Source organism: Pseudoxanthomonas suwonensis J47 (assembly GCF_000513955.1).
GTDB classification, from domain to species: Bacteria; Pseudomonadota; Gammaproteobacteria; order Xanthomonadales; family Xanthomonadaceae; genus Pseudoxanthomonas; species Pseudoxanthomonas suwonensis_C.
The window spans coordinates 15,386-33,905 of sequence record NZ_AZUZ01000018.1; the positions used below are offsets into that span (position 1 = coordinate 15,386).

Genomic DNA, 18,520 nt, shown 5'->3' on the forward strand with positions numbered 1-18,520 from the left:
AGGCATCGTGCCCACGCTGGCCGAACTGGTCGCGTTGCGCGCGCAGGCGATGCGCGTGCCGCCACCGCGGCGAGGCCGGCATGGCGTGCACGGACCGGCACCGTCCAGCCTGCGCGGGCGCGGCATGGAATACGCCGAATCGCGCGAGTACGTGGCCGGCGACGATGTGCGGCGCATGGACTGGCGGCTGACCGCGCGCAGCGGCCGCGCCCATACCAAGCTGTTCCAGGCCGAGCGCGAGCGCCTGACCCTCCTGGTCGCCGATACCGCGCCGGCGCTGTATTTCGGCACCCGTACCCGCTTCAAGTCGGTGCAGGCCGCGCGTGCCGGCGCGGTGGCGGTATGGGCCGCGTTGCAGTCCGGCGACCGCATCGCTGCGCTGCGCGCCGGCGAACCGGCGATCCCGCCGGCCACCGGGCAGCGCGGGGCGATGCGCGTGCTCGACGCGCTGGTGCGCTGGTATGCGCATCCGCCCGAGGACGACGCCGGCCTGGCCCTGGCCCTCGAACACGCACAGCGCCTGCTGCGCCCCGGCGCCCAGCTGGTGGTGCTGGCCGATCCGTCCAGCGCCGCGCAGGTGCCGGCGCTGCGCTGGACGGCGCTGGCGCGCCACCACCAGGCCACCCTGGTGCTATTGCAGGACCCGCTGGAAACCTCGCCGCCGCGCCGGCCGCTCGCCTTCCTCGCCGGCATGCGGCGCGTGCAGCTGGCCCTGGACCGTGGCGGCGTGCGCCAGCGCTGGGAACAGGTCTTCGCCGCGCCCGCGCGCGAACTGGGGGATACGCTGCCGGCGCTCGGCTGGCGGGTGCGTACGCTGTCGAGCGACGCCGGCAGCGCCGACTGGCTGTGGTCGGCGGGCGAGGCCCAGGGCGATGCAGCAGCGGATGTGTCCGTAGTGGCAGGCGGGGAGCGCTGAGTGGATCCAGCCAATCTTCCATTGCGCGACGTATACCTGCCCGAGCCGCCATCGTGGTGGCCGCCGGCGCCGGGATGGTGGCTGCTGGGCGCGGCGATCCTGCTGGTGCTGCTGGGGCTGGCGGGCTGGATCGCCTGGCGCCGCTCGCGCCAGCGCCGCTGGCTGCGCTGGTTCGAGCAGGCCAGCGAAGGCCACGGCACCTTGCCCGAACGCCTGGCCGCCATTTCCGCGCTGCTGCGTCGCGCCGCACGCCGCCGCCAGCCTGGGGCGGAACTGCTGCAGGGCGAAGCCTGGCTGCGCTTTCTCGATGGCGCGGACGGCACCGGCTTCAGTGCCGGGCCCGGACGCCTGCTGCTCGAAGGCAGCTTCCGCCGCGACGTCGACGCCGATGCATTCGCCGCCGCGCGGGCGCTGGCCCGCAAGCGTTTCCTCGAACTGATGGAAGGTCGCCGGTGAGCGCGTGGTGGCCCGCATGGCAGCAGGGATTCGCGGGCTTCGCCTGGCCATGGGCCTGGGCGCTGCTGGTGCTGCCGCTGCTGGCCTGGATGCTGCCGCCGCGGCAGCCGGCCAGCGCCGCGTTGCGCGTGCCGTGGCGTTCGCGCCTGGAAGAGGTAGCGGGTGGTGATGCGGGCAATGCGGTCGCCACCTGGCTGTTGCCGCTGCTGGCCTGGGTGCTGCTGTGTACCGCGGCTGCACGCCCGCAGCAGCTGGGCGAGGCGCAGGTGCCGCCGCAGCAGGCGCGGCAGATGCTGCTCGCGGTCGACCTCTCCGGCAGCATGAGCGATCCGGACATGGAGCTGGGCGGGCAGGTGGTCGACCGCCTCACCGCGGCCAAGGCGGTGATCGCCGACTTCCTCGAGCGGCGTGCGGGCGACCGGGTGGGCCTGCTCGTGTTCGGGCAACGCGCCTACATGCTCGCTCCACTCACGCTCGACCGCGATTCGGTGCGCCTGCAGCTGCGCGACAGCGTCGCCGGGCTGGCCGGCCGCGAGACCGCGCTGGGCGATGCCATCGGCCTCGGAGTGAAGCGCCTGCGCGAGCAGCCCGAAGGCCAGCGCGTGCTGGTGCTGCTCACCGACGGCGTCAACACCGCCGGCGTGATCGAACCGCTGCGCGCCGCCTCGCTGGCGCAGGCCGAAGGCGTGCGCGTGTACACCATCGCCTTCGGTGGCGGCGGCATGCGCTCGCTGTTCGGCGTGCCGCTGCCCGTGCAGGGCGAGGAAGTGGACGAGGACACCCTGCGCCAGGTCGCGACGATGACCGGCGGCCGCTTCTTCCGCGCGCGCGATACCGGCGAGCTGGCCGGGATCTATGCCGAACTCGACCGGCTCGAGCCGGTGGACGTGGCCGCCGCGCCGGTGCGTCCGCGCATCGAGCTGTATCCGTGGCCGCTGGGCGCGGCGCTGCTGCTGATGGCCCTCGCCATGCCGCTGCGGAGGCGTGCCGCATGAGCATCGCCTGGCTGCAGCAGCTGCCCGCCGTGCACCTGCAGCGCCCGCTGTGGCTGTGGGCGCTGTGCGCGTTGCCGCTGCTGTGGCTGCTGTGGCATCGCCACCGTCGCGAGGCCTGGCGCGACGCGGTGGATCCGCACCTGCTCGCGCACCTCATCGAACCCGGCCGCGGGCGCAGTGGTTGGCGGCTGGCCGGGATTTCGCTGGCCTGGATCCTCGCCGTGCTCGCCCTGGCCGGCCCGGGCTGGCGCCAGGAGGCGCAGCCGCGCCAGGAGTCGCGCGCGCCGCTGGTCATCGCCCTGGACCTGTCCGCATCGATGCTCGCCCCCGACCTGCCGCCGACGCGCCTGGCGCAGGCACGGGCCAAGATCGAAACCCTGCTGCGGGAGCGCCAGGGCGGCGAGGTCGGGCTGGTGGCGTGGGCCGAGGACGCGTACACGGTGGCGCCGCTGACCGCCGATGCCGGCAACGTCGCGCTGTTCCTCGAAGCGCTGGCGCCCGACCTGATGCCGGTCGACGGCCATCGCGTCGAACGCGCGCTGACCCACGCCGCTACCCTGCTGCACCAGGCCGGTTTCGAGCGCGGCGACATCCTGCTGCTCACCGACGAAACCGAGGCCGAGGCGCAGCCGGTTGCCGGTGCGATCGCGACGCAGGGCTACCGGATATCGGTCATCGGCCTGGGCACGCCGGCCGGCGCGATGTACCGCGATGGTGCCGGCGCGACGCGACCGGCGCGGCTGGACGAGGCGGCCCTGCGCGCCCTCGCCGCGGCGGGTGGTGGCGGCTATGCCAGGCTCGCCGCGGACGATTCCGACCTGCGCGCACTGGGCGTGCTGGTGCCTCGCGCCGGACCGGAAAGCGTGCGTGGCGACGGCCAGCGCGCCTGGCTCGACCAGGGCTACTGGCTGCTGCCGCCGCTGCTGGTGCTGGTGGCGCTGCTGGTGTTCCGTCGCGGCGCCGGGCTGCTGGCCGCGCTGCCGCTGGCCGTGCTGCTGGCGATGCCAGGTCCGGCACGGGCGGCCGGCGGGGGCGACGAAGGCGGCTGGTGGCGGCGCGCCGACCAGCAGGCGCAGCAGCGCATCGAGCGCGGGGTCGAGGCCTACCGCCAGGGTGATTTCGCCGCCGCTGGAGAGGCGTTCGCCGGCGCCACCGCGCGCGGTGCCGATGCCGACTACAACCTCGGCAATGCCCTGGCGCGCCAGGGTCGCTACGACGAGGCCATCGCTGCCTACGACCGCGCCCTCGCGCAGTCGCCGGGCATGGAGGATGCGATCGCCAACCGCCGCGTGGTCGAGGCTGCGCGCCGGCAGCAGCAGGATGGACAGGGCCGGCCGCAGGACGGGCAGGGTGGCGAACCGCAACAGCCACAGGACGGGGAACCGCAACAGGGCGACGACCCGTCGCAGGATTCCCGGGGCCAGCAGCGTCCTCCGGACCATCCCGGCCAGCAGCAGGATCGTGGCGATCCTGGGGAACCCGACGAAGGCCCCGAGCCGCAGGCGGAAGACGAACAGGCGCGCCAGCGCCAGGAACAGGCCGACCGCGAACAGCGCGAGCGCATGCAGGAGGCGCTGCAGCAGGGCGGCGACGGGCAGCAGGAGCAGGCGCAGGCGCAGCCGCAGGAGGACGCGCAGGCACGCGAGGAGCGCCAGGCACGCGAAGCCTGGCTGCGGCGCATCCCCGACGATCCCGGCGGACTGCTGCGGGCCAGGTTCCGCCTCGAATACGAACGCCGCCAGCGGGAGGGACGATGACGATGCAGGTGCCGACGCGCTCTCGCCCGACCATCGCAGGCCAGCCGCATCTGTTGGCGCGGCGCTTGCTGGCATGGGCTTCGCTGCTGCTCCTGGCCTGCCTGCCCGCGTCCGTCGCGCTGGCGGAAACGCGCGCGTGGCTGGATCGCGAAAGCGCCGCGATGGGCGACGCGGTGACCCTGAACATCGAGACCGACCAGCCCGGCGTGGCGCCCGATTACCGCCCGCTGGCGGCGGCGTTCGAGCTTGGCCAGCCCTATCGCAGCGACCGCAATGGACGCACGCTGTTCGGGATCGCGCTGACGCCGCGGCGCACTGGCGCGCTGGACGTGCCTGCGCTGGCGGTGGGACGCGAGCGCACCGCGCCGCTGCGCCTGCAGGTGGGCGGAGCCCCCGCGCCGGCGCCGCGCGGCGATGCCTTCGTCGAGGTCGTGGTCGACGATCCGGCCCCCTACGTGCAGCAGGGCGTCGGCCTGGTGGTGCGGCTGCACTACGCCACGCCGCTGCTGTCCGGCGAACTGGTCCTGGATGCCCCCGACGGCGCATCGCTGCAGCGTGTCGGCGACGACGTCCAGAGCAGCCGCGAGGTCGGCGGCCGTCGCTACCACGTGGTCGAGCGCCGCTACCTGCTGGTGCCCGAACGCAGCGGCCCGCTGGTGCTGCCGCCGGCGCGCTTCCGCGGCCGCGCCGCGGCGAACTTCTTCGACGATTTCTTCGGCGGTGGCGGCGGCCGCCGCGAACTGTCGGCGCAGTCGCCGCCGCAGACCCTGCAGGTGCACGCGCAACCGGCCGGCGCGCCGCAACCGTGGCTGCCGCTGCGCGAGCTGCGCCTGCGCTACCTCGCGGCGCCGACCGCCGCCCGTGCCGGCGAAGCCGTGGAGATCGCGGTGGAAGCGGTGGCGCGCGGGGTGACCGCGGCGCAGTTCCCCGACCTCCCGGTGCCGCGCGTCGACGGGGCACAGGTGTTCCCCGAACGCGCCGAGACCACCGAGCGATTCATCGACGGCAGCCCACAGCTGACCGTCGTGCGCCGCTACGCGGTTGTGCCGCTGGCGCCGGGCCGGCTGCGCGTGGCCGGGCCGCGCATCGACTGGTGGAACGTGCGCGAGCGGCGCGCGGAGGCGGCGATGCTCCCGGAGCTTGCGATGGAGGTGGCGCCGGGCAACCCGGAGGCCACGCCCGCAGGTGGCGGCACGGCGGCGCAGGCCCGGTCCGACGCGACGGCGGTGGATGCAATGACTACGCATCCGGTTTCCGCGGGCAACCGGCTGTGGCCCTGGCTTGCGCTGGCACTCGCCGTCCTGTGGCTGGCCACGCTGGCCTGGGCGTTGTCGATGCGACGCCGCCGTGCACACGCGGCGGGCGAAGGCGCGGTGGCCGGCGTGCTCCGTTCCAGGCCCGTGGCGCTGGACCTGCAGCGCGTGCTGGACGGCGGCAGCTTCGACGAGGTGGTGCGCGTGCTGCAGCGCATGGCCGACCCGCCGGCGGCGGACCTCGACGCGCTGCTGGCGCGGCTGGACGATCCGCGCCAGCGCGAGGCGCTGGAGGCGATGCGGCGCGCGCTGTGGGCCGGCGACGGCGATGCCTCCGCCGCGCGCGTCGCGCTGCGCTCGGCGTTCCGCGGAGGACCCCGCTGGAAGGCGACGGCGACGGCACCGCGCGAACCGCTGCCGCCGCTGTATCCGGAGCGGTGAAGCCCGGCAGGGCGGTTTGCTAGGATCGGGGTTTCGTTTCTCGGGGGGGGACGCTGAATGTCCGACACGCCGCGCAAGAGCTGGCCGATGCCGTGGAAAATGGGACTGGGCTTCGGCCTGGGCCTGGTGCTCGGCCTGCTGGTGCACGTAGCCGTCGGTGCCGATGCCGGCTGGGTACAGGCGTTCACGAACTACGTGACCACGCCGGCCTCGCGGCTGTTCCTCAACCTGATCTTCATGCTGATCGTGCCGCTGCTGTTCTCGGCACTGGTCATGGGCATCGCCGACATGGGCGACATCCGCGCGCTGGGGCGGATCGGCTGGAAGACGCTGGCCTACACCATCCTGCTGTCCGGCGTGGCGGTGCTGCTCGGCCTGGTCCTGGTGAACCTGCTCGAGCCCGGCGCGGGCGTGGACCCGGCCCTGGCGCAGCAGCTGCTGGCGCAGAACGCCGAGCGCAGCCGCGAGATCGTGGCCAGCATCGACAGCCAGCCGCGTGGCATGGACATGCTGCTGTCGATCGTGCCCAGCAACGTGATCCAGGCCGCCTCCGACAACGGCTCGATCCTGGCGCTGATGTTCTTCGCGGTGATGTTCGGCGTGGGCATGGTGCTCACCGACGACGAGAAGGTCGCCGGCCTGCGGCGGGGCATCGAGGGCGTGTTCGAGGTCTCGATGACCCTGATCGGCCTGGTCATCCGTCTGGCGCCGTACGCGGTGTTCTGCTTCATGTTCAACCTGGCGGCGATCTTCGGCTTCGAGCTGCTGGTGCGGCTGGGCGCCTACGTCGGCGTGGTGGTGGTGGCGCTGGCCATCCACATGTTCGTCACCTACGGCATCGCGGTGCGGCTGGCCGGGCGTTCGCCCCTGGGCTTCTTCCGCGACATCCAGGAAGCGGCGGTGATGGCCTTCTCCACCGCCTCGAGCAACGCCACCCTGCCGACCGCGCTGCGCGTGGCCGACCAGATGGGCCTGCCGCACAAGGTCTCGCGCTTCGTGTTGACCGTTGGCGCCACCGCCAACCAGAACGGCACCGCGCTGTTCGAGGGCGTGACCGTGATCTTCCTGGCGCAGTTCTTCGGAGTCGACCTGAGCATGGGCCAGCAGTTCATGGTGATGCTGGTGTGCATCCTCGGCGGCATCGGCACCGCCGGCGTGCCCTCCGGTTCGCTGCCGGTGGTGGCGCTGATCTGCGCGATGGCCGGGGTCGACCCGATCGGCATCGGCCTGATCCTGGGCGTGAACCACTTCCTCGACATGTGCCGCACCACCCTCAACGTCAGCGGCGACCTGACCCTGGCGACCCTGGTGTCGCGCGGCGAGCGGGACGATCCGGCGCCGGCGGAGCGCCCGCACAGCGTAGGCTGAGGTGCGCGGGCCGGCGCTGGCCCGCGAATGGTTTCGTCGCCAACCTTGCCTGGAGGGCCGCGGGACGGCGTTTTTCGCTGCAGTGCAGGACAGGCGTGGACAAGGATGGGACAATAGGCTGCCCGCAGCGCCGCGGGTGCCTCCGACCCTTCCAGCCCCCGACATGACGACGCCGACCCGCCGACAGCTCGCCAACGCCATCCGTTTCCTCGCCGCCGACGCGGTGGAGGCCGCCAAGTCCGGCCATCCGGGCATGCCCATGGGCATGGCCGACATCGCCGAAGTGCTGTGGAACGACTACCTGCGGCACAACCCGGCCGATCCGCACTGGGCCGACCGCGACCGCTTCGTGCTGTCCAACGGCCACGGCTCGATGCTGCACTACGCGCTGCTGCACCTGAGCGGCTACGACCTGCCGCTGGACGAACTCAAGCGCTTCCGCCAGCTGCACAGCAGGACCGCCGGCCATCCCGAACGCCACGAGACCCCCGGCGTCGAGACCACCACCGGTCCGTTGGGCCAGGGCTTCGCCAACGCGGTGGGCTTCGCCCTCGCCGAGAAGCTGCTGGCGCAGCGCTACAACAAGCCCGGGCTGGACCTGGTCGACCACCGCACCTGGGTGTTCATGGGCGACGGCTGCATGATGGAAGGCGTCTCCCACGAGGCTGCCTCGCTGGCCGGCACCTGGGGCCTGGGCAAGCTGACCGCGTTCTGGGACGACAACGGCATCTCCATCGACGGCGAAGTCCACGACTGGTTCACCGACGACACCCCGGCGCGCTTCGAGGCCTACGGCTGGCACGTGGTGCGCGGCGTCGACGGCCACGACCCGGCGGCGATCAAGGCGGCGATCGAGGCCGCGATCGCGGAGACCGGCAAGCCCAGCCTGATCTGCTGCAAGACCGTGATCGGCTTCGGCGCCCCGCACAAGGCCGGCAAGGAAGAGTCGCACGGCGCGCCGCTGGGCAAGGACGAGATCGAAGGCGCGCGCAAGGCGCTGGACTGGCCGTACGCGCCGTTCGAGGTGCCGGAAGAGATCTACGCCGGCTGGCGCCGCGGCGACGGCGCGCAGCGCCAGGCGCAGTGGCAGGCGCTGTTCGAGCGCTACGCCGCGCAGTACCCGGAAGCGGCCGCCGAGTTCGCCCGGCGCATGCAGGGCAAGCTGCCGGAGGACTTCGCCGCCCAGGCCGACGGCTACATCGCCGCGGTGCAGGCCGAAGGCCCGACCATCGCCTCGCGCAAGGCGTCGCAGAACGCGATCGGCGCCTTCGCCCCGCTGCTGCCGGAACTGGTCGGCGGCTCGGCCGACCTGGCCCCGTCCAACCTGACCCAGTGGAAGGCCAGCAAGTCGGTGACCGAGGTCGATCCGAACGCCAACTACGTGCACTACGGCGTGCGCGAATTCGGCATGAGCGCGATCGCCAACGGCATCGCCCTGCACGGCGGTTTCCTGCCGTTCGACGCCACCTTCCTGGTGTTCAGCGACTACGCGCGCAACGCGCTGCGCATGAGCGCCCTGATCCCGGCGCACGTGATCCACGTTTACACCCATGACTCGATCGGCCTGGGCGAGGACGGCCCGACCCACCAGCCGGTCGAGCACCTGGCCTCGCTGCGCTACATCCCCAACAACGACGTGTGGCGTCCGTGCGACGCGGTCGAGTCGGCGGCGGCGTGGAAGGCCGCGATCCTGCGCCAGGACGGCCCGAGCGTGCTGGTCTTCAGCCGCCAGAACCTGCCGCACCAGCCGCGCGACGAAGCCCAGGTGAAGCTGATCGAGCGTGGCGGCTACGTGCTGGCCGACGCCGAGGGCGGCAATCCGGACGTGATCCTGATCGGCACCGGTTCGGAAGTGGGCCTGGCGGTGGAAGCGAAGAAGGCGCTGGACGCGGCAGGCCTGAAGACTCGCGTGGTGTCGATGCCGTCGGCCGAGGTGTTCGACCGCCAGGACGCGGCCTACCGCGAGTCGGTGCTGCCGAAGGCCGTGCGCAGGCGCGTGGCGGTCGAGGCCGGCGTGACCGCTTACTGGCGCAAGTACGTGGGCCTGGACGGCGCGGTGGTGGGCCTGGACCGCTTCGGCGCGTCCGCCCCGGCCGGCGAGCTGTTCAAGTACTTCGGCATCACCGCCGAGGCCGTGGTCGAGGCGGCCAGGTCGCTCTGACACGACCGCCATGGCTGCAACAGGAAAGGGGACGCGCAGGCGTCCCCTTTCTTTATGCGCCTTCGCGCGCAGCGCTCAGGGCAGGGGCGTCTCGCCGCGCAGCACCGGATACGGATTCACCGCCGTGCCCTCCCACCAGCGCCGTTCCGGGCCGAGCACGAAGATGGCGAAATGCAGGTGCGGCGCATCGGGCGAGGCGTTGCCCGTGGATCCGACGTAGCCGATCACCTGGCCGCGGCGGATCGCCTGGCCTTCGACGATGCCGTCGGCATAGCGCTGCAGGTGCGCGTAGTAGTACGCCAGGCGCCCGCTTGGCTCGAACTGGTACAGGGTCAGTCCGCCCTGTTTGCTGTCGAACAGCTTCTCGACCGTGCCATCGGCCACCGCCAGCACCGGCGTGCCGGCCGGGGCCATGATGTCGATCGCGTCATGCCGGCGACCGGCGTTGCGCGCATCGGCGAAGGTGTCCTGCAGCGCGGCCGCGTCGATGCCCTGCACGGGTACCAGCAGCGGCGGGGACGAAGGTCGCGTCACGGGCCGCGGCGAAAGCGTCACCGGCGGCGTGGCCGGTTGCGGCGGGTAGGTGGGCATGGGCGACGGCGCGCTGGCGACGTCCGCCATCGGTGCAGGGGCCCGGGTCGGATTGACCTCGACCAGCGTGCCGCTGGCGCCATCCAGGCGCACCAGTACGAACAGGACCAGTGCCACCAGCAAGGCTCCGGCCAGCAGTGCGAGCATCGTTCTCATCGGCGGTCTCCGTGGTGGAGGTCCCGGTTCATTCCTGCAGCGTCACCGGCACGCTGGCATCGACCAGCGCCGCCAGCGCCTTCGCATCCCAGTTGGTCAGGCGGATGCAGCCATGCGACTGCTGCTTGCCTACCGTAGCGGGTTCCGGCGTGCCGTGGATGCCGTAGTGCGGCTTGGACAGGTCGATCCACACCGTGCCCACCGGGTTGTTCGGCCCGGGCGCGAGCTTCGCCTTGCTGTGCGAAGGGTCTGCGTCCCAGAACAGGTCCGGGTTGTAGTGGAAGGTCGGGTCCTCGACCACGGCGACGATCTTCCAGTCGCCGATCGGCAGCGGGTCGTGCTCGCTGCCGGTGGACGCGGGAAACTGTGCAAGCGTGCGGTCGCCGGCATCCACCACGCGCAGCACCGATTCGCTGCGGTCGACGACGACGCGCGCGGGTTTGCCTGGCAGTCCGGCCTGCGTGGCGACGGCCGGGACCTTGATCGTCTCGCCCGCGCGCGCCGTCCCGAGCCCGGGGTTGAGGCGGCGCAGCAGCGCCGGACTGGCGTGGAAGCGCTCGCCGAGCGCCTCGGCCAGCGAGGTGTAGCCGAGGGCGTCGAGCTTCGCCTTGTCCATCGCGTCCTCGGGAAGCTCGGCATAAGGCCCGTCGATGTCCGCCGCGGTGAGCGTGTAGTCGGCCAGTACCGGGGATGCGTCGCGCTCGAGCGTTTCCCACGTCGCCTCGTCCGGGTCGCCGGTGACCGCCAGTCCATGCGCCTCCTGGTAGCCACGCAATGCACGCGCCTGGTTGGAACCGGCCAGGCCATCGATCTCGCCGGGTGAGAAGCGGGCGCGGTCCAGCAGCACCTGCAGGCGCAGCAGGGCGGCGTCGCCTTCGCGGTTGGCGCGGTCTTCGGTGGCGGCGGCCAGCGTCGGGGCATCTTCCGCGAGTGCGACCGCGGGCGAGGCGAGCAACACGGCGAGGGCAAGGCAGCAGAGGCGCGAGCGGGGCATGGCAGGTCCGTTCCCTGGGGTTGCCCATCAAGCTGCGGATGCGCGTGCGCGCGGCCCGTGAAGGCGTGCCGGCGTCGTTCAGCCAGGTGGGAGCCGCGTCGTGGCGGCGGGAGCCTGCCGGCTCAGAGGTCGTGCTTGCTGCCGCCGCGGCAGCGCGGCGAGTCCGGCACCGCGGCGCCGTCGTCCCATTCGGCCGGGGTGTAGGTGTGCAGGGCGAGGCCGTGGATCTGCCGCATCAGGTCGCCCATCGCCGCGTACACCGCCTGGTGGCGCTGGATCGCGCGCTTGCCCTCGAAGGCGAGGCTGACGATGACCGCCTTGTAGTGGGTCTCCAGCCCACGGCTGTGCATGTGGCTCTCGTCCAGCACTTCCAGGTGCCGTGGCTGCAGCGCGGCAAGGGCTTGGCGGATCTGGTCGACTTTGCGGGTCACCGGGGTACTCGTGGCGTCAGTTCATGACCCGACATGGTGGCACAGCCGCCCAGGATCAATCCCGCGCCTCGCTTTCCGCACCGGCCCGAGGGGGGTGTTGACACGGCACTGGTTTACATCTGTAATCAGTTCCGTTTACGGGTGTAAACGGAGGCTGCGATGGACACTGTTCCGATCAGCGACGCCGAGGCCGTGGTCATGGAGGCGCTGTGGCGCTCCAGCCCGCGCTCGGCCGAAGAGGTGGTCGCGGCGCTGGCCGGCGATACCGGATGGGCGGAGGGCACGATCAAGACCCTGCTCAACCGCCTGCTCAACAAGGGCGCGATCAGCGCGGCGCGCGACGGACGCCGCTACCTGTATTCGCCCGTCCTGCAGCGCGAAGCCTGGGTGCAGCAGCAGAGCGAAGGCCTGCTGGCGCGCCTCTTCGGCGGGCGCGTGGCGCCGCTGGTGGCGCACTTCAGCGAACGCGGGAAGCTGTCGCCGGCCGACATCGCCGAGCTGAAGCGGCTGGTTTCCGAACTCGACCAAGGGGAGGGCGACGATGAACGCTGAAGCGGGCGCATTGCTGTTCGAAACGACCCTGGCCTCCAGCGCCGCGGTGCTGCTGGTGCTCCTGCTGCGCCGGCCGGTGCGGACCATGCTCGGCGCCAGCGCGGCCTATGCGCTGTGGCTGTGCGTGCCGGTGGCGCTGCTGGCGGTGCTGCTGCCGCGCAGCGAGGAGCTTCCGCTGGCGCTGCCGGTGGCCTGGCAGATGGCGCCGGCGGTGGCGGTGACCCCGGCCGGCGGGATGCAGGCGGGCTGGAACTGGCGCGAACTGCTGCCGTCGCTGTGGGTGGCCGGGGTGCTGGCGTCCATAGCCCTGGCCGGCTGGCAGCAGCATCGCTTCCGCCGCAGCCTGGGCCAGCTTCGCAGACGCGACGACGGGCTGTACCAGGCCGACGCCACGGCGGGCCTGCCGGCGGTTACCGGCGTGCTGCGGCCGCGGATATTGCTGCCGGCCGATTTCGAGCAGCGCTACAGCGAACCGGAGCGCGCGCTGGTGATCGCGCACGAGCGCTCGCACATCCGCCGCGGCGACCTGGTCGCCAACGCCCTGGCCGCGCTGCTCGGCTGCCTGTTCTGGTTCAACCCGCTGCTGTGGCTGGCCCTTCGCCGCTTCCGCCTGGACCAGGAACTGGCCTGCGACGAGCGGGTGATCGCGCGCCATCCGCGTGCACGCCGCCATTACGGCGAGGCCCTGCTCAAGACCCAGTTCGATCCTTCGCCCCTGCCGCTGGGTTGCCACTGGCAGGCCCGCCATCCGATCCGGGAGCGCATCGACATGCTCAAGCGACCGACCCCCACTGCAGTGCACTGGACCTTCGCCACGCTGTTCGCCGCCGCGCTCAGCACCGGCACCGGCTACGTGGCCTGGGCGGCGCAGCCGGCCGCCGCGCCCGCCGTGGCCGCGTCAACCTCCGCCGAAACGCTCTACCTGGTGGCCCGCCAGATCCATTACGGGGGCATCGCCGGCGACGGCGTGCTCAGCCAGTGGGTGAGGCCCGGCGAGCCGGCGGCGTCGACGGTCGGCGACGGCGTGCAGCGCTGGAAGAGCACGCTCACCGTCGCCCCGGGTAAGCAGGAGGGCACCGCGGTGGTGAGGATGCGGATCGAGCGCGGCGAACCCGGCGAGGTGGTGGCCGAGCCGGTGCTGGTCGTCCGCCATGGCGAACCGGCGGTGATCGAACAGGGCGCGGGCGACGGGCTGCTGTACCGCTCGCAGTTGCTGGTGCTGCCGCTGGAGGGCTCGCGCGAGGCGACCGAAGCGCGCCTGCGCGAGCTGCTCGCCAGCACCGCCACCGTGGTCGCGGCAGCCGAGTCGCCGCACTGGCCGCCGCCGAGCTACCCGGCGGAGGCGGCGCGCCAACGGATCGGCGGCAAGCTCATGCTGCTGGTGAGCGTCGCTGCCGACGGCAGCGTCGCCGACGTGCAGGTCGAGGAGGCGACGCCGCCGGGCGTGTTCGAGGCGGTCGCGGTGGAAGCGGCGCGGCAATGGAAATTCAGGCCGGAGATGAAGGACGGCAGGCCGGTCGCCGGGCAGGTGCGCGTGCCGATCAGTTTCGAACCGGATCCGCCGGGGGGGCAGGATGCGAATGGCAGCTGATGGCGGCGTGCGGATGCCGGTCCGCGCTGAATGGCGTCCAACCAGGCCTTCGTGTTTCCCGCGCCGCGCGAGAATCCAGCGCCTGCATTTCCGCCGGAGCTGGCCCAGCGCGAGCTGCCGCCGACCACGCTTTGCGCCGGTTTCGTGGTCGATCCGGAAGGCCACGTGCGCCAGGCGAAGCTGCTGCAGGATCCGGGCTGCGCCCCGCCGGAAGCGCAGCCGCAGCTGGGTGCGGCGGTGGTGGAGGCGGTGTCGTCCTGGCGCTTCGATCCGGCGGTGCTGTGCGTCTATCCCGATGCGACCACGCGCGACCGCGACTGGAACGGCGTCGGCTGCGCCGGCGCGGTCGCCGAGGCCAGGCCGGTGGCGGTGACCTTGGGCTGGGCGTTCACCTTCGAGGTGCGCGAAGGCCGCGCCCAGGTCGTGGCGACGCGCAACCGCGCGCGCTGAGTGCTCACTGCCCGAGCATGTCCGGGCGGAACAGCCGCCGCCGCGACAGCTCGCGTCCGGACACCATGAAGCGGGCCTCGCCGCGGTAGTGGAGGGTGCGCGGCCAGCGCGGCCGCGTCGCCGCGTGTGCACGGACCACGCGCCACACGAACAGCGGGTAGTCGGCGGTGATCCGGGTTTCGTGCAGCCGGCATTCGAAGCTCGCATGGCACTCGCCGATCATCGGCGCGTCGACCTCGCGCGCCGGCAGCGCGGTCAGGCCGAAGCGCCCGAACTTGTCCACCTCGGCGCTGCTGCAGTTGCCGATCCGTACCACCGTGTCCAGCAGCGGCCCGGTGGGCAGGTTGATCACGCACTGGCGGCTGCGTCGCGCCAGCGCGTGGCTGGTGTTGGCGTTCCAGATGTACGTTCCGACGAGGTCGTAGCCGAGCATCATGTGCCAGCCGCAGGTCATGATCGCGCGCCGGTCCTTCCATGCGGTGCTGATGAGCACCAGCGGCCCCGGCTCCAGGAAGCGCCGGATCTGTTCGACGGGGAATGCGGTCCTGCGGGGCAAGGCCATGGCCGGTTCCGGTACGCGCCTGGCGCCAGCCTGCGCGCACCTGCGGCAAGGACCCGTCAATCCAGCACGTGCACCGCGTCGGCCAGGCGCCGCACCTCGTCGGGGTGGTGGCTGACGTAGAGCATCGGCAGCCGCACCTCGTCGCGCACGCGCTGCAGGTACGGGATCAGCTCCTCGCGTCGCGCCTGGTCCAGCGCGCTGAGCGGTTCGTCGAACAGCAGGATCGCCGGCTGCGAGAGCAGGGCGCGGCCGATCGCCACGCGCTGCGCCTCGCCGCCGGAGAGGTTGGCCGTGCGCCGGCCGAGCAGGTGGTCGATGCCGAGCAGGCCGACCACGGTGTCGAAGCCGAAGCGCGCGCCGGCGCCGCCGTGGCGTCCGTAAAGCAGGTTGCGGCGCACGTCCAGGTGCGGGAACAGGCGTGCGTCCTGGAACACGTAGCCGATGCGGCGGCGATGGGTCGGCACGTCGATCCCGCGCGCGCTGTCGTAGAGCACGCGGTCGTCGATGCGGATATGCCCGGACTCCGGGCGCACCAGTCCGGCGATCGCGTTGAGCACGGTGGTCTTGCCGGCGCCCGAGGGGCCGGCGAGCGCGACCACGCGCGCCTCCTCCCCGATCCGCACGTGGCGGCGGAAGGCGCCGCGGCGCAGCTGCAGGTCGACGTCGAGCACGGCTCAGTCCTCCTCCGCGCGGCGCGGCCGGCGCACCAGCCATTCGGACAGCAGCAGCGCGCCCAGCGAGATCGCCAGCGACACCAGCGCCAGCCGCCAGATCCCGGCCTCGCCGCCGGGCACCTGCATCAGGCCGTAGATCGCCGAGGACAGGGTCTGGGTCTCGCCGGGGATCGCCGAGACGAAGGTGATGGTGGCGCCGAACTCGCCCAGCGCCTTGGCGAAGGCCAAGGCCGCGCCGGCGACCAGGCCCGGCCAGGCCAGCGGCAGGGTCACGGTGAGGAACACCCGCCACGGCGCCGCGCCCAGCGTCGCCGCCGCCTGCTCGAGGCGCCGGTCGACGTTTTCGATCGACAGCCGGATCGCGCGCACCATCAGTGGGAAGCCCATCACCGCGCAAGCCAGCGCCGCGCCGGTCCAACGGAAGGCGAGGGTGATGCCGAGCGCGTCGTGCAGCCAGCGTCCGATCGGGCCTTCCGTGCCCAGCATCACCAGCAGCGCATAACCCATCACCACCGGCGGCAACACCAGCGGCAGATGCACCAGCGCGTCGAGCAGGGCCTTGCCCGGGAAGCGCCGGCGCGCCAGCAGCCAGGCCACGGCCACGCCGACCGGCAGGCTGCCCACGGCGGCGACCATGGCCACCTTCAGGCTCAGGGCGATGGCGGTCAGTTCCTCGGGCGTGAACCAGGCGGCCAAGCAGCTACCTCAGTCGCGTACTTCGAAGCCGCGGCCCACGAAGATCGCGCGCGCCTCCGGCGAGGACAGCCAGACCACGAAGCCGCGCGCGGCTGCCGGCGAACCGCGCAGCGCCGCCACCGGGTACGCGATCGGCGGATGGCCGGAGGCGGGGAAGGTGGCGAGCACGCGGACGCGCGGCTCGGCCTTCGCGTCGGAGGCGTAGACGATGCCCAGCGGCGCCTCGCCACGGGCCACCAGCATCAGCGCGGCGCGCACGCTTTCCGCTTCGGCCAGGCGCGGCTTCAGCGCATCCCACTGGCCCAGCGATTCCAGCGCAGCGCGCGCGTAGCGGCCGGCGGGCACGGTCGCGACCTGGCCGACGGCCAGGCGGCGGTCGCCGAGCGCGGCGGCGATCGAACCGGGCAGCGCGAGGTCGATCTTCGTGGTGCTTGCCACAGGGGCCACCAGCACCAGCTGGTTGCCGAGCAGCTCGCGGCGGCTGGCCACGTCGATGCGGCCGCGCTGCTGCAGGTAGTCCATCCATTCCAGGTCCGCCGATACGAACACCTGCGCCGGCGCGCCCTGTTCGATCTGCCGCGCCAGCGCCGAACTGGCCGCGTAGGACACGCGCACCGGCGTGCCGGTGGCCTTGCCGTAGGCAGCCGCCGCCTCGTCGAGCGATTCCTTGAGGCTGGCGGCGGCGAACACCGTCACCTGGTCCTTGCCGGCGGCATGCCCGGCCACGGGCGCGGCCGTCATCGCCACGGCAAGCAGCAGCATCGGCAGTCGGATCAGGGAGGCCAGGATTGGCATGGCGTTCTCCGTCGGTCGGTCCCGCGGGGCCGGGACAGGTACATGCTGCCCGCTCCGGGCTGGCGGTGCACCTGCCGGCGCCGGCGGTCAGTCGGTGCCGCCGAGCACGGCGTTGAGGGTCGCCGCCAGGCGCTCGCCGCCCAGGCGCAACTGCTTCTCGGCGGTCGGCAGGTGCTGCTCCACGTAGGCCTCGCCGATCGCGTGGCCGGGCGGATAGAAACCGGGCGCGGCGGCGATGCGGCAGGACTGCTCGGCCCACAGCCGCGGCGCGCCCTCCGGCAGCGGCGATGCCGCCACGGCCGGCAGCGCCTGCAGGCGCTCCAGCCAGCGCTCCTCGTCCATGCGCCGGCTGTTGAGCATGCCGCTGTCCCACAGCGAATGCATGTTGCTGCCCTTGCCGCGCCAGTTGACCTGGTAGTCGTTGCCGCCGCGGTCCTCGCCGCGGCCGGCGTGCAGGGGCTGGTGCAGGTCGCCGACCAGGTGGACGACGAACTTCAGCGCCTGGCGGCGCGCGGCGTCGCCCTGCGTGCGGTCGGCGAGGATCGCGGTGTGCTTCCCGAGCGCCTCCACCGCGCAGTTGCCGCCCGGGCAGTCGCGCGCGGCGTCGTAGTGGCAGTCGGGATCGGCGATGTTGACGTAGTGCCAGCGCGCGGAGCGCTTGCCCAGTTCCGGATCGGAGCCACGCAGGTTGTCGGCCCAGTTGGCGATGCCGGCGAGGGTCGGATCGGCTTCGCCCTGCAGCAGCCGTTCGACTTCGGCGCGTGCCTGGGGATCGAGTCCGGGTTCGGCCAGGCGCGCGACCAGGCGGTGGCCGAGCGGGCCCCACGCCTGCGCGGGCAGGGCGATGGCGAAGGCGAGCGGCAGGCACAGCAGGGCGAGGCCGCGGCGCCTGCGGGGAAGCGGAAAGGAAACGGGAGCGGTTGCAGTCATGCCGGCACTTTAACCGGTTCGACGCCGCCGCTCCCGTGCCCGGGTCAGATTTCCAGGGAAAACAGCATCAGAACTTCACGACGTAGGCCGCGCCGTACACCAGCGGGTCGATGTTGGCGGTGCCGAGCTTGGCGCCGTCGACCTTGACCCTGGTGTCGATGTCGGCCCAGCGCACGTCGACGCGGATCGACGACTTGTCGCTGACCTTGAAGTCCAGGCCGGCATGCGCCGACAGGCCCCACGAGTCACCCAGCTTCAGCTTGGCGTCCTTCAGCACGCCGGTGGTGTTCTCGCTGAAGAAGGTGGTGTAGTTCAGGCCCACGCCCAGCAGCGGCGAAACCTTGCCCTTGCTGTTGAAGTGGTACTGCAGGGTGAAGGTCGGCGGCAGGTGCTTGGTGTCGCCCACCTTGCCCACGCCCTTGACCGCGATGTCGTGCTTGAACGGCAGCGCGCCCAGCACCTCCAGGCCCAGGTTGTCCTTGAGGAAGTATTCGAAGGCGATGCTCGGCTTGGCGTCGCTGTCGATCGCCAGCGGCAGGGTGCCATTGGCCAGCTTGCCGTTGTTCGACTTCGGGTCCACCTGGTGGACGCCGATGGCGACGGTCCAGTCGCCGGCCGACTGGGCGGCGGCGGGCAGCGCGGCGGCGGCCAGGGCGGCTGCCAGGAGGGCGGGGACCAGCTTGTTCGTCATGTGCAGTGCTCTCTGCTTGGGGTTGCGGCCAGTCTCCGCCCCTGCCCGCCGCCCCGCCTT

Annotated in this window: 19 protein-coding genes; 10 read left to right on the plus strand and 9 right to left on the minus strand. The window is 72.4% G+C overall.

The window, feature by feature from the left end; translation table 11 throughout:
- The first annotated feature begins 49 nt into the window (after positions 1-49).
- From M503_RS15815 to tkt, 7 genes are all read left to right on the plus strand, one after another.
- Positions 50-916 (plus strand): DUF58 domain-containing protein, encoded by an 867-nt coding sequence (locus M503_RS15815; protein WP_081720961.1) that lies wholly within the window; start codon positions 50-52, stop codon positions 914-916.
- Positions 917-1,372, plus strand: coding sequence for a DUF4381 domain-containing protein (locus M503_RS17325; protein WP_028919881.1), 456 nt, complete (start codon positions 917-919; stop codon positions 1,370-1,372). It begins immediately after the preceding gene.
- Positions 1,369-2,367 (plus strand): vWA domain-containing protein, encoded by a 999-nt coding sequence (locus M503_RS0106360; RefSeq protein WP_028919882.1) that lies wholly within the window; start codon positions 1,369-1,371, stop codon positions 2,365-2,367. Before M503_RS17325 ends, M503_RS0106360 begins: the two co-directional genes overlap by 4 nt.
- Positions 2,364-4,124, plus strand: a complete 1,761-nt coding sequence (locus M503_RS0106365; RefSeq protein WP_028919883.1) for a VWA domain-containing protein — start codon at positions 2,364-2,366, stop codon at positions 4,122-4,124. The genes M503_RS0106360 and M503_RS0106365 overlap by 4 nt, the downstream gene beginning before the upstream one ends.
- 2 nt (positions 4,125-4,126) lie before the next feature.
- Complete coding sequence (locus tag M503_RS0106370) at positions 4,127-5,818, plus strand: BatD family protein (RefSeq protein ID WP_155951984.1); 1,692 nt, start codon at positions 4,127-4,129, stop codon at positions 5,816-5,818.
- Positions 5,819-5,875: 57 nt separating this feature from the next.
- Complete coding sequence (locus tag M503_RS15820) at positions 5,876-7,186, plus strand: dicarboxylate/amino acid:cation symporter (RefSeq protein ID WP_051414324.1); 1,311 nt, start codon at positions 5,876-5,878, stop codon at positions 7,184-7,186.
- Positions 7,187-7,349: 163 nt separating this feature from the next.
- Entirely contained in the window at positions 7,350-9,347 is a 1,998-nt protein-coding gene (gene tkt, locus M503_RS0106380) for a transketolase (RefSeq protein WP_028919885.1), read from the plus strand.
- A gap of 75 nt (positions 9,348-9,422) precedes the next feature.
- Here the strand turns inward: tkt and M503_RS0106385 are convergent, their stop codons facing one another.
- The 3 genes from M503_RS0106385 to M503_RS0106395 all read right to left on the minus strand — a co-directional run bounded on the left by M503_RS0106385 (position 9,423) and on the right by M503_RS0106395 (position 11,519).
- Positions 9,423-10,094, minus strand: coding sequence for a M23 family metallopeptidase (locus tag M503_RS0106385; RefSeq protein ID WP_028919886.1), 672 nt, complete (start codon positions 10,092-10,094; stop codon positions 9,423-9,425).
- Positions 10,095-10,122: 28 nt separating this feature from the next.
- Positions 10,123-11,088: a L,D-transpeptidase family protein gene (locus M503_RS0106390; RefSeq protein WP_028919887.1), complete on the minus strand. Its 966-nt coding sequence runs from the start codon at positions 11,086-11,088 to the stop codon at positions 10,123-10,125.
- A gap of 122 nt (positions 11,089-11,210) precedes the next feature.
- Positions 11,211-11,519 carry a BolA family protein gene (locus M503_RS0106395; protein WP_028919888.1) on the minus strand — a complete coding sequence of 103 codons (309 nt, stop codon included), beginning with the start codon at positions 11,517-11,519 and terminating at the stop codon, positions 11,211-11,213.
- 159 nt (positions 11,520-11,678) lie between these two features.
- Between M503_RS0106395 and M503_RS0106400 the strand changes: the two genes are divergently transcribed.
- From M503_RS0106400 to M503_RS15830, 3 genes are read left to right on the plus strand one after another with little or no spacing between them, the layout of a single operon-like run.
- Entirely contained in the window at positions 11,679-12,071 is a 393-nt protein-coding gene (locus M503_RS0106400; protein ID WP_037060700.1) for a BlaI/MecI/CopY family transcriptional regulator, read from the plus strand.
- Positions 12,061-13,662 carry a TonB family protein gene (locus M503_RS16795; protein WP_051414326.1) on the plus strand — a complete coding sequence of 534 codons (1,602 nt, stop codon included), beginning with the start codon at positions 12,061-12,063 and terminating at the stop codon, positions 13,660-13,662. Before M503_RS0106400 ends, M503_RS16795 begins: the two co-directional genes overlap by 11 nt.
- A gap of 30 nt (positions 13,663-13,692) precedes the next feature.
- Positions 13,693-14,112 (plus strand): energy transducer TonB, encoded by a 420-nt coding sequence (locus tag M503_RS15830; RefSeq protein WP_051414328.1) that lies wholly within the window; start codon positions 13,693-13,695, stop codon positions 14,110-14,112.
- 4 nt (positions 14,113-14,116) lie between these two features.
- Here the strand turns inward: M503_RS15830 and M503_RS0106415 are convergent, their stop codons facing one another.
- The 6 genes from M503_RS0106415 to M503_RS0106440 all read right to left on the minus strand — a co-directional run bounded on the left by M503_RS0106415 (position 14,117) and on the right by M503_RS0106440 (position 18,460).
- A complete protein-coding gene (locus M503_RS0106415) occupies positions 14,117-14,674 on the minus strand; it encodes a flavin reductase family protein (protein ID WP_028919890.1) in 558 nt (185 codons plus the stop codon).
- A gap of 56 nt (positions 14,675-14,730) precedes the next feature.
- On the minus strand, positions 14,731-15,345 hold the full coding sequence (modC, locus tag M503_RS0106420; RefSeq protein WP_024869473.1) for a molybdenum ABC transporter ATP-binding protein: 615 nt from the start codon (positions 15,343-15,345) through the stop codon (positions 14,731-14,733).
- Between the two features lie 3 nt (positions 15,346-15,348).
- Complete coding sequence (gene modB / locus M503_RS0106425) at positions 15,349-16,044, minus strand: molybdate ABC transporter permease subunit (RefSeq protein ID WP_024869472.1); 696 nt, start codon at positions 16,042-16,044, stop codon at positions 15,349-15,351.
- A gap of 9 nt (positions 16,045-16,053) precedes the next feature.
- Positions 16,054-16,839 (minus strand): molybdate ABC transporter substrate-binding protein, encoded by a 786-nt coding sequence (gene modA / locus M503_RS0106430; protein ID WP_081720957.1) that lies wholly within the window; start codon positions 16,837-16,839, stop codon positions 16,054-16,056.
- An 87-nt stretch (positions 16,840-16,926) separates the two neighbouring features.
- The gene (locus M503_RS0106435; protein ID WP_051414329.1) at positions 16,927-17,769 is read right to left on the minus strand and encodes a S1/P1 nuclease; all 843 of its coding nucleotides are present in this window, start codon (positions 17,767-17,769) and stop codon (positions 16,927-16,929) included.
- A 67-nt stretch (positions 17,770-17,836) separates the two neighbouring features.
- Positions 17,837-18,460 (minus strand): OmpW family outer membrane protein, encoded by a 624-nt coding sequence (locus M503_RS0106440; RefSeq protein WP_037060705.1) that lies wholly within the window; start codon positions 18,458-18,460, stop codon positions 17,837-17,839.
- Positions 18,461-18,520 lie beyond the last annotated feature (60 nt).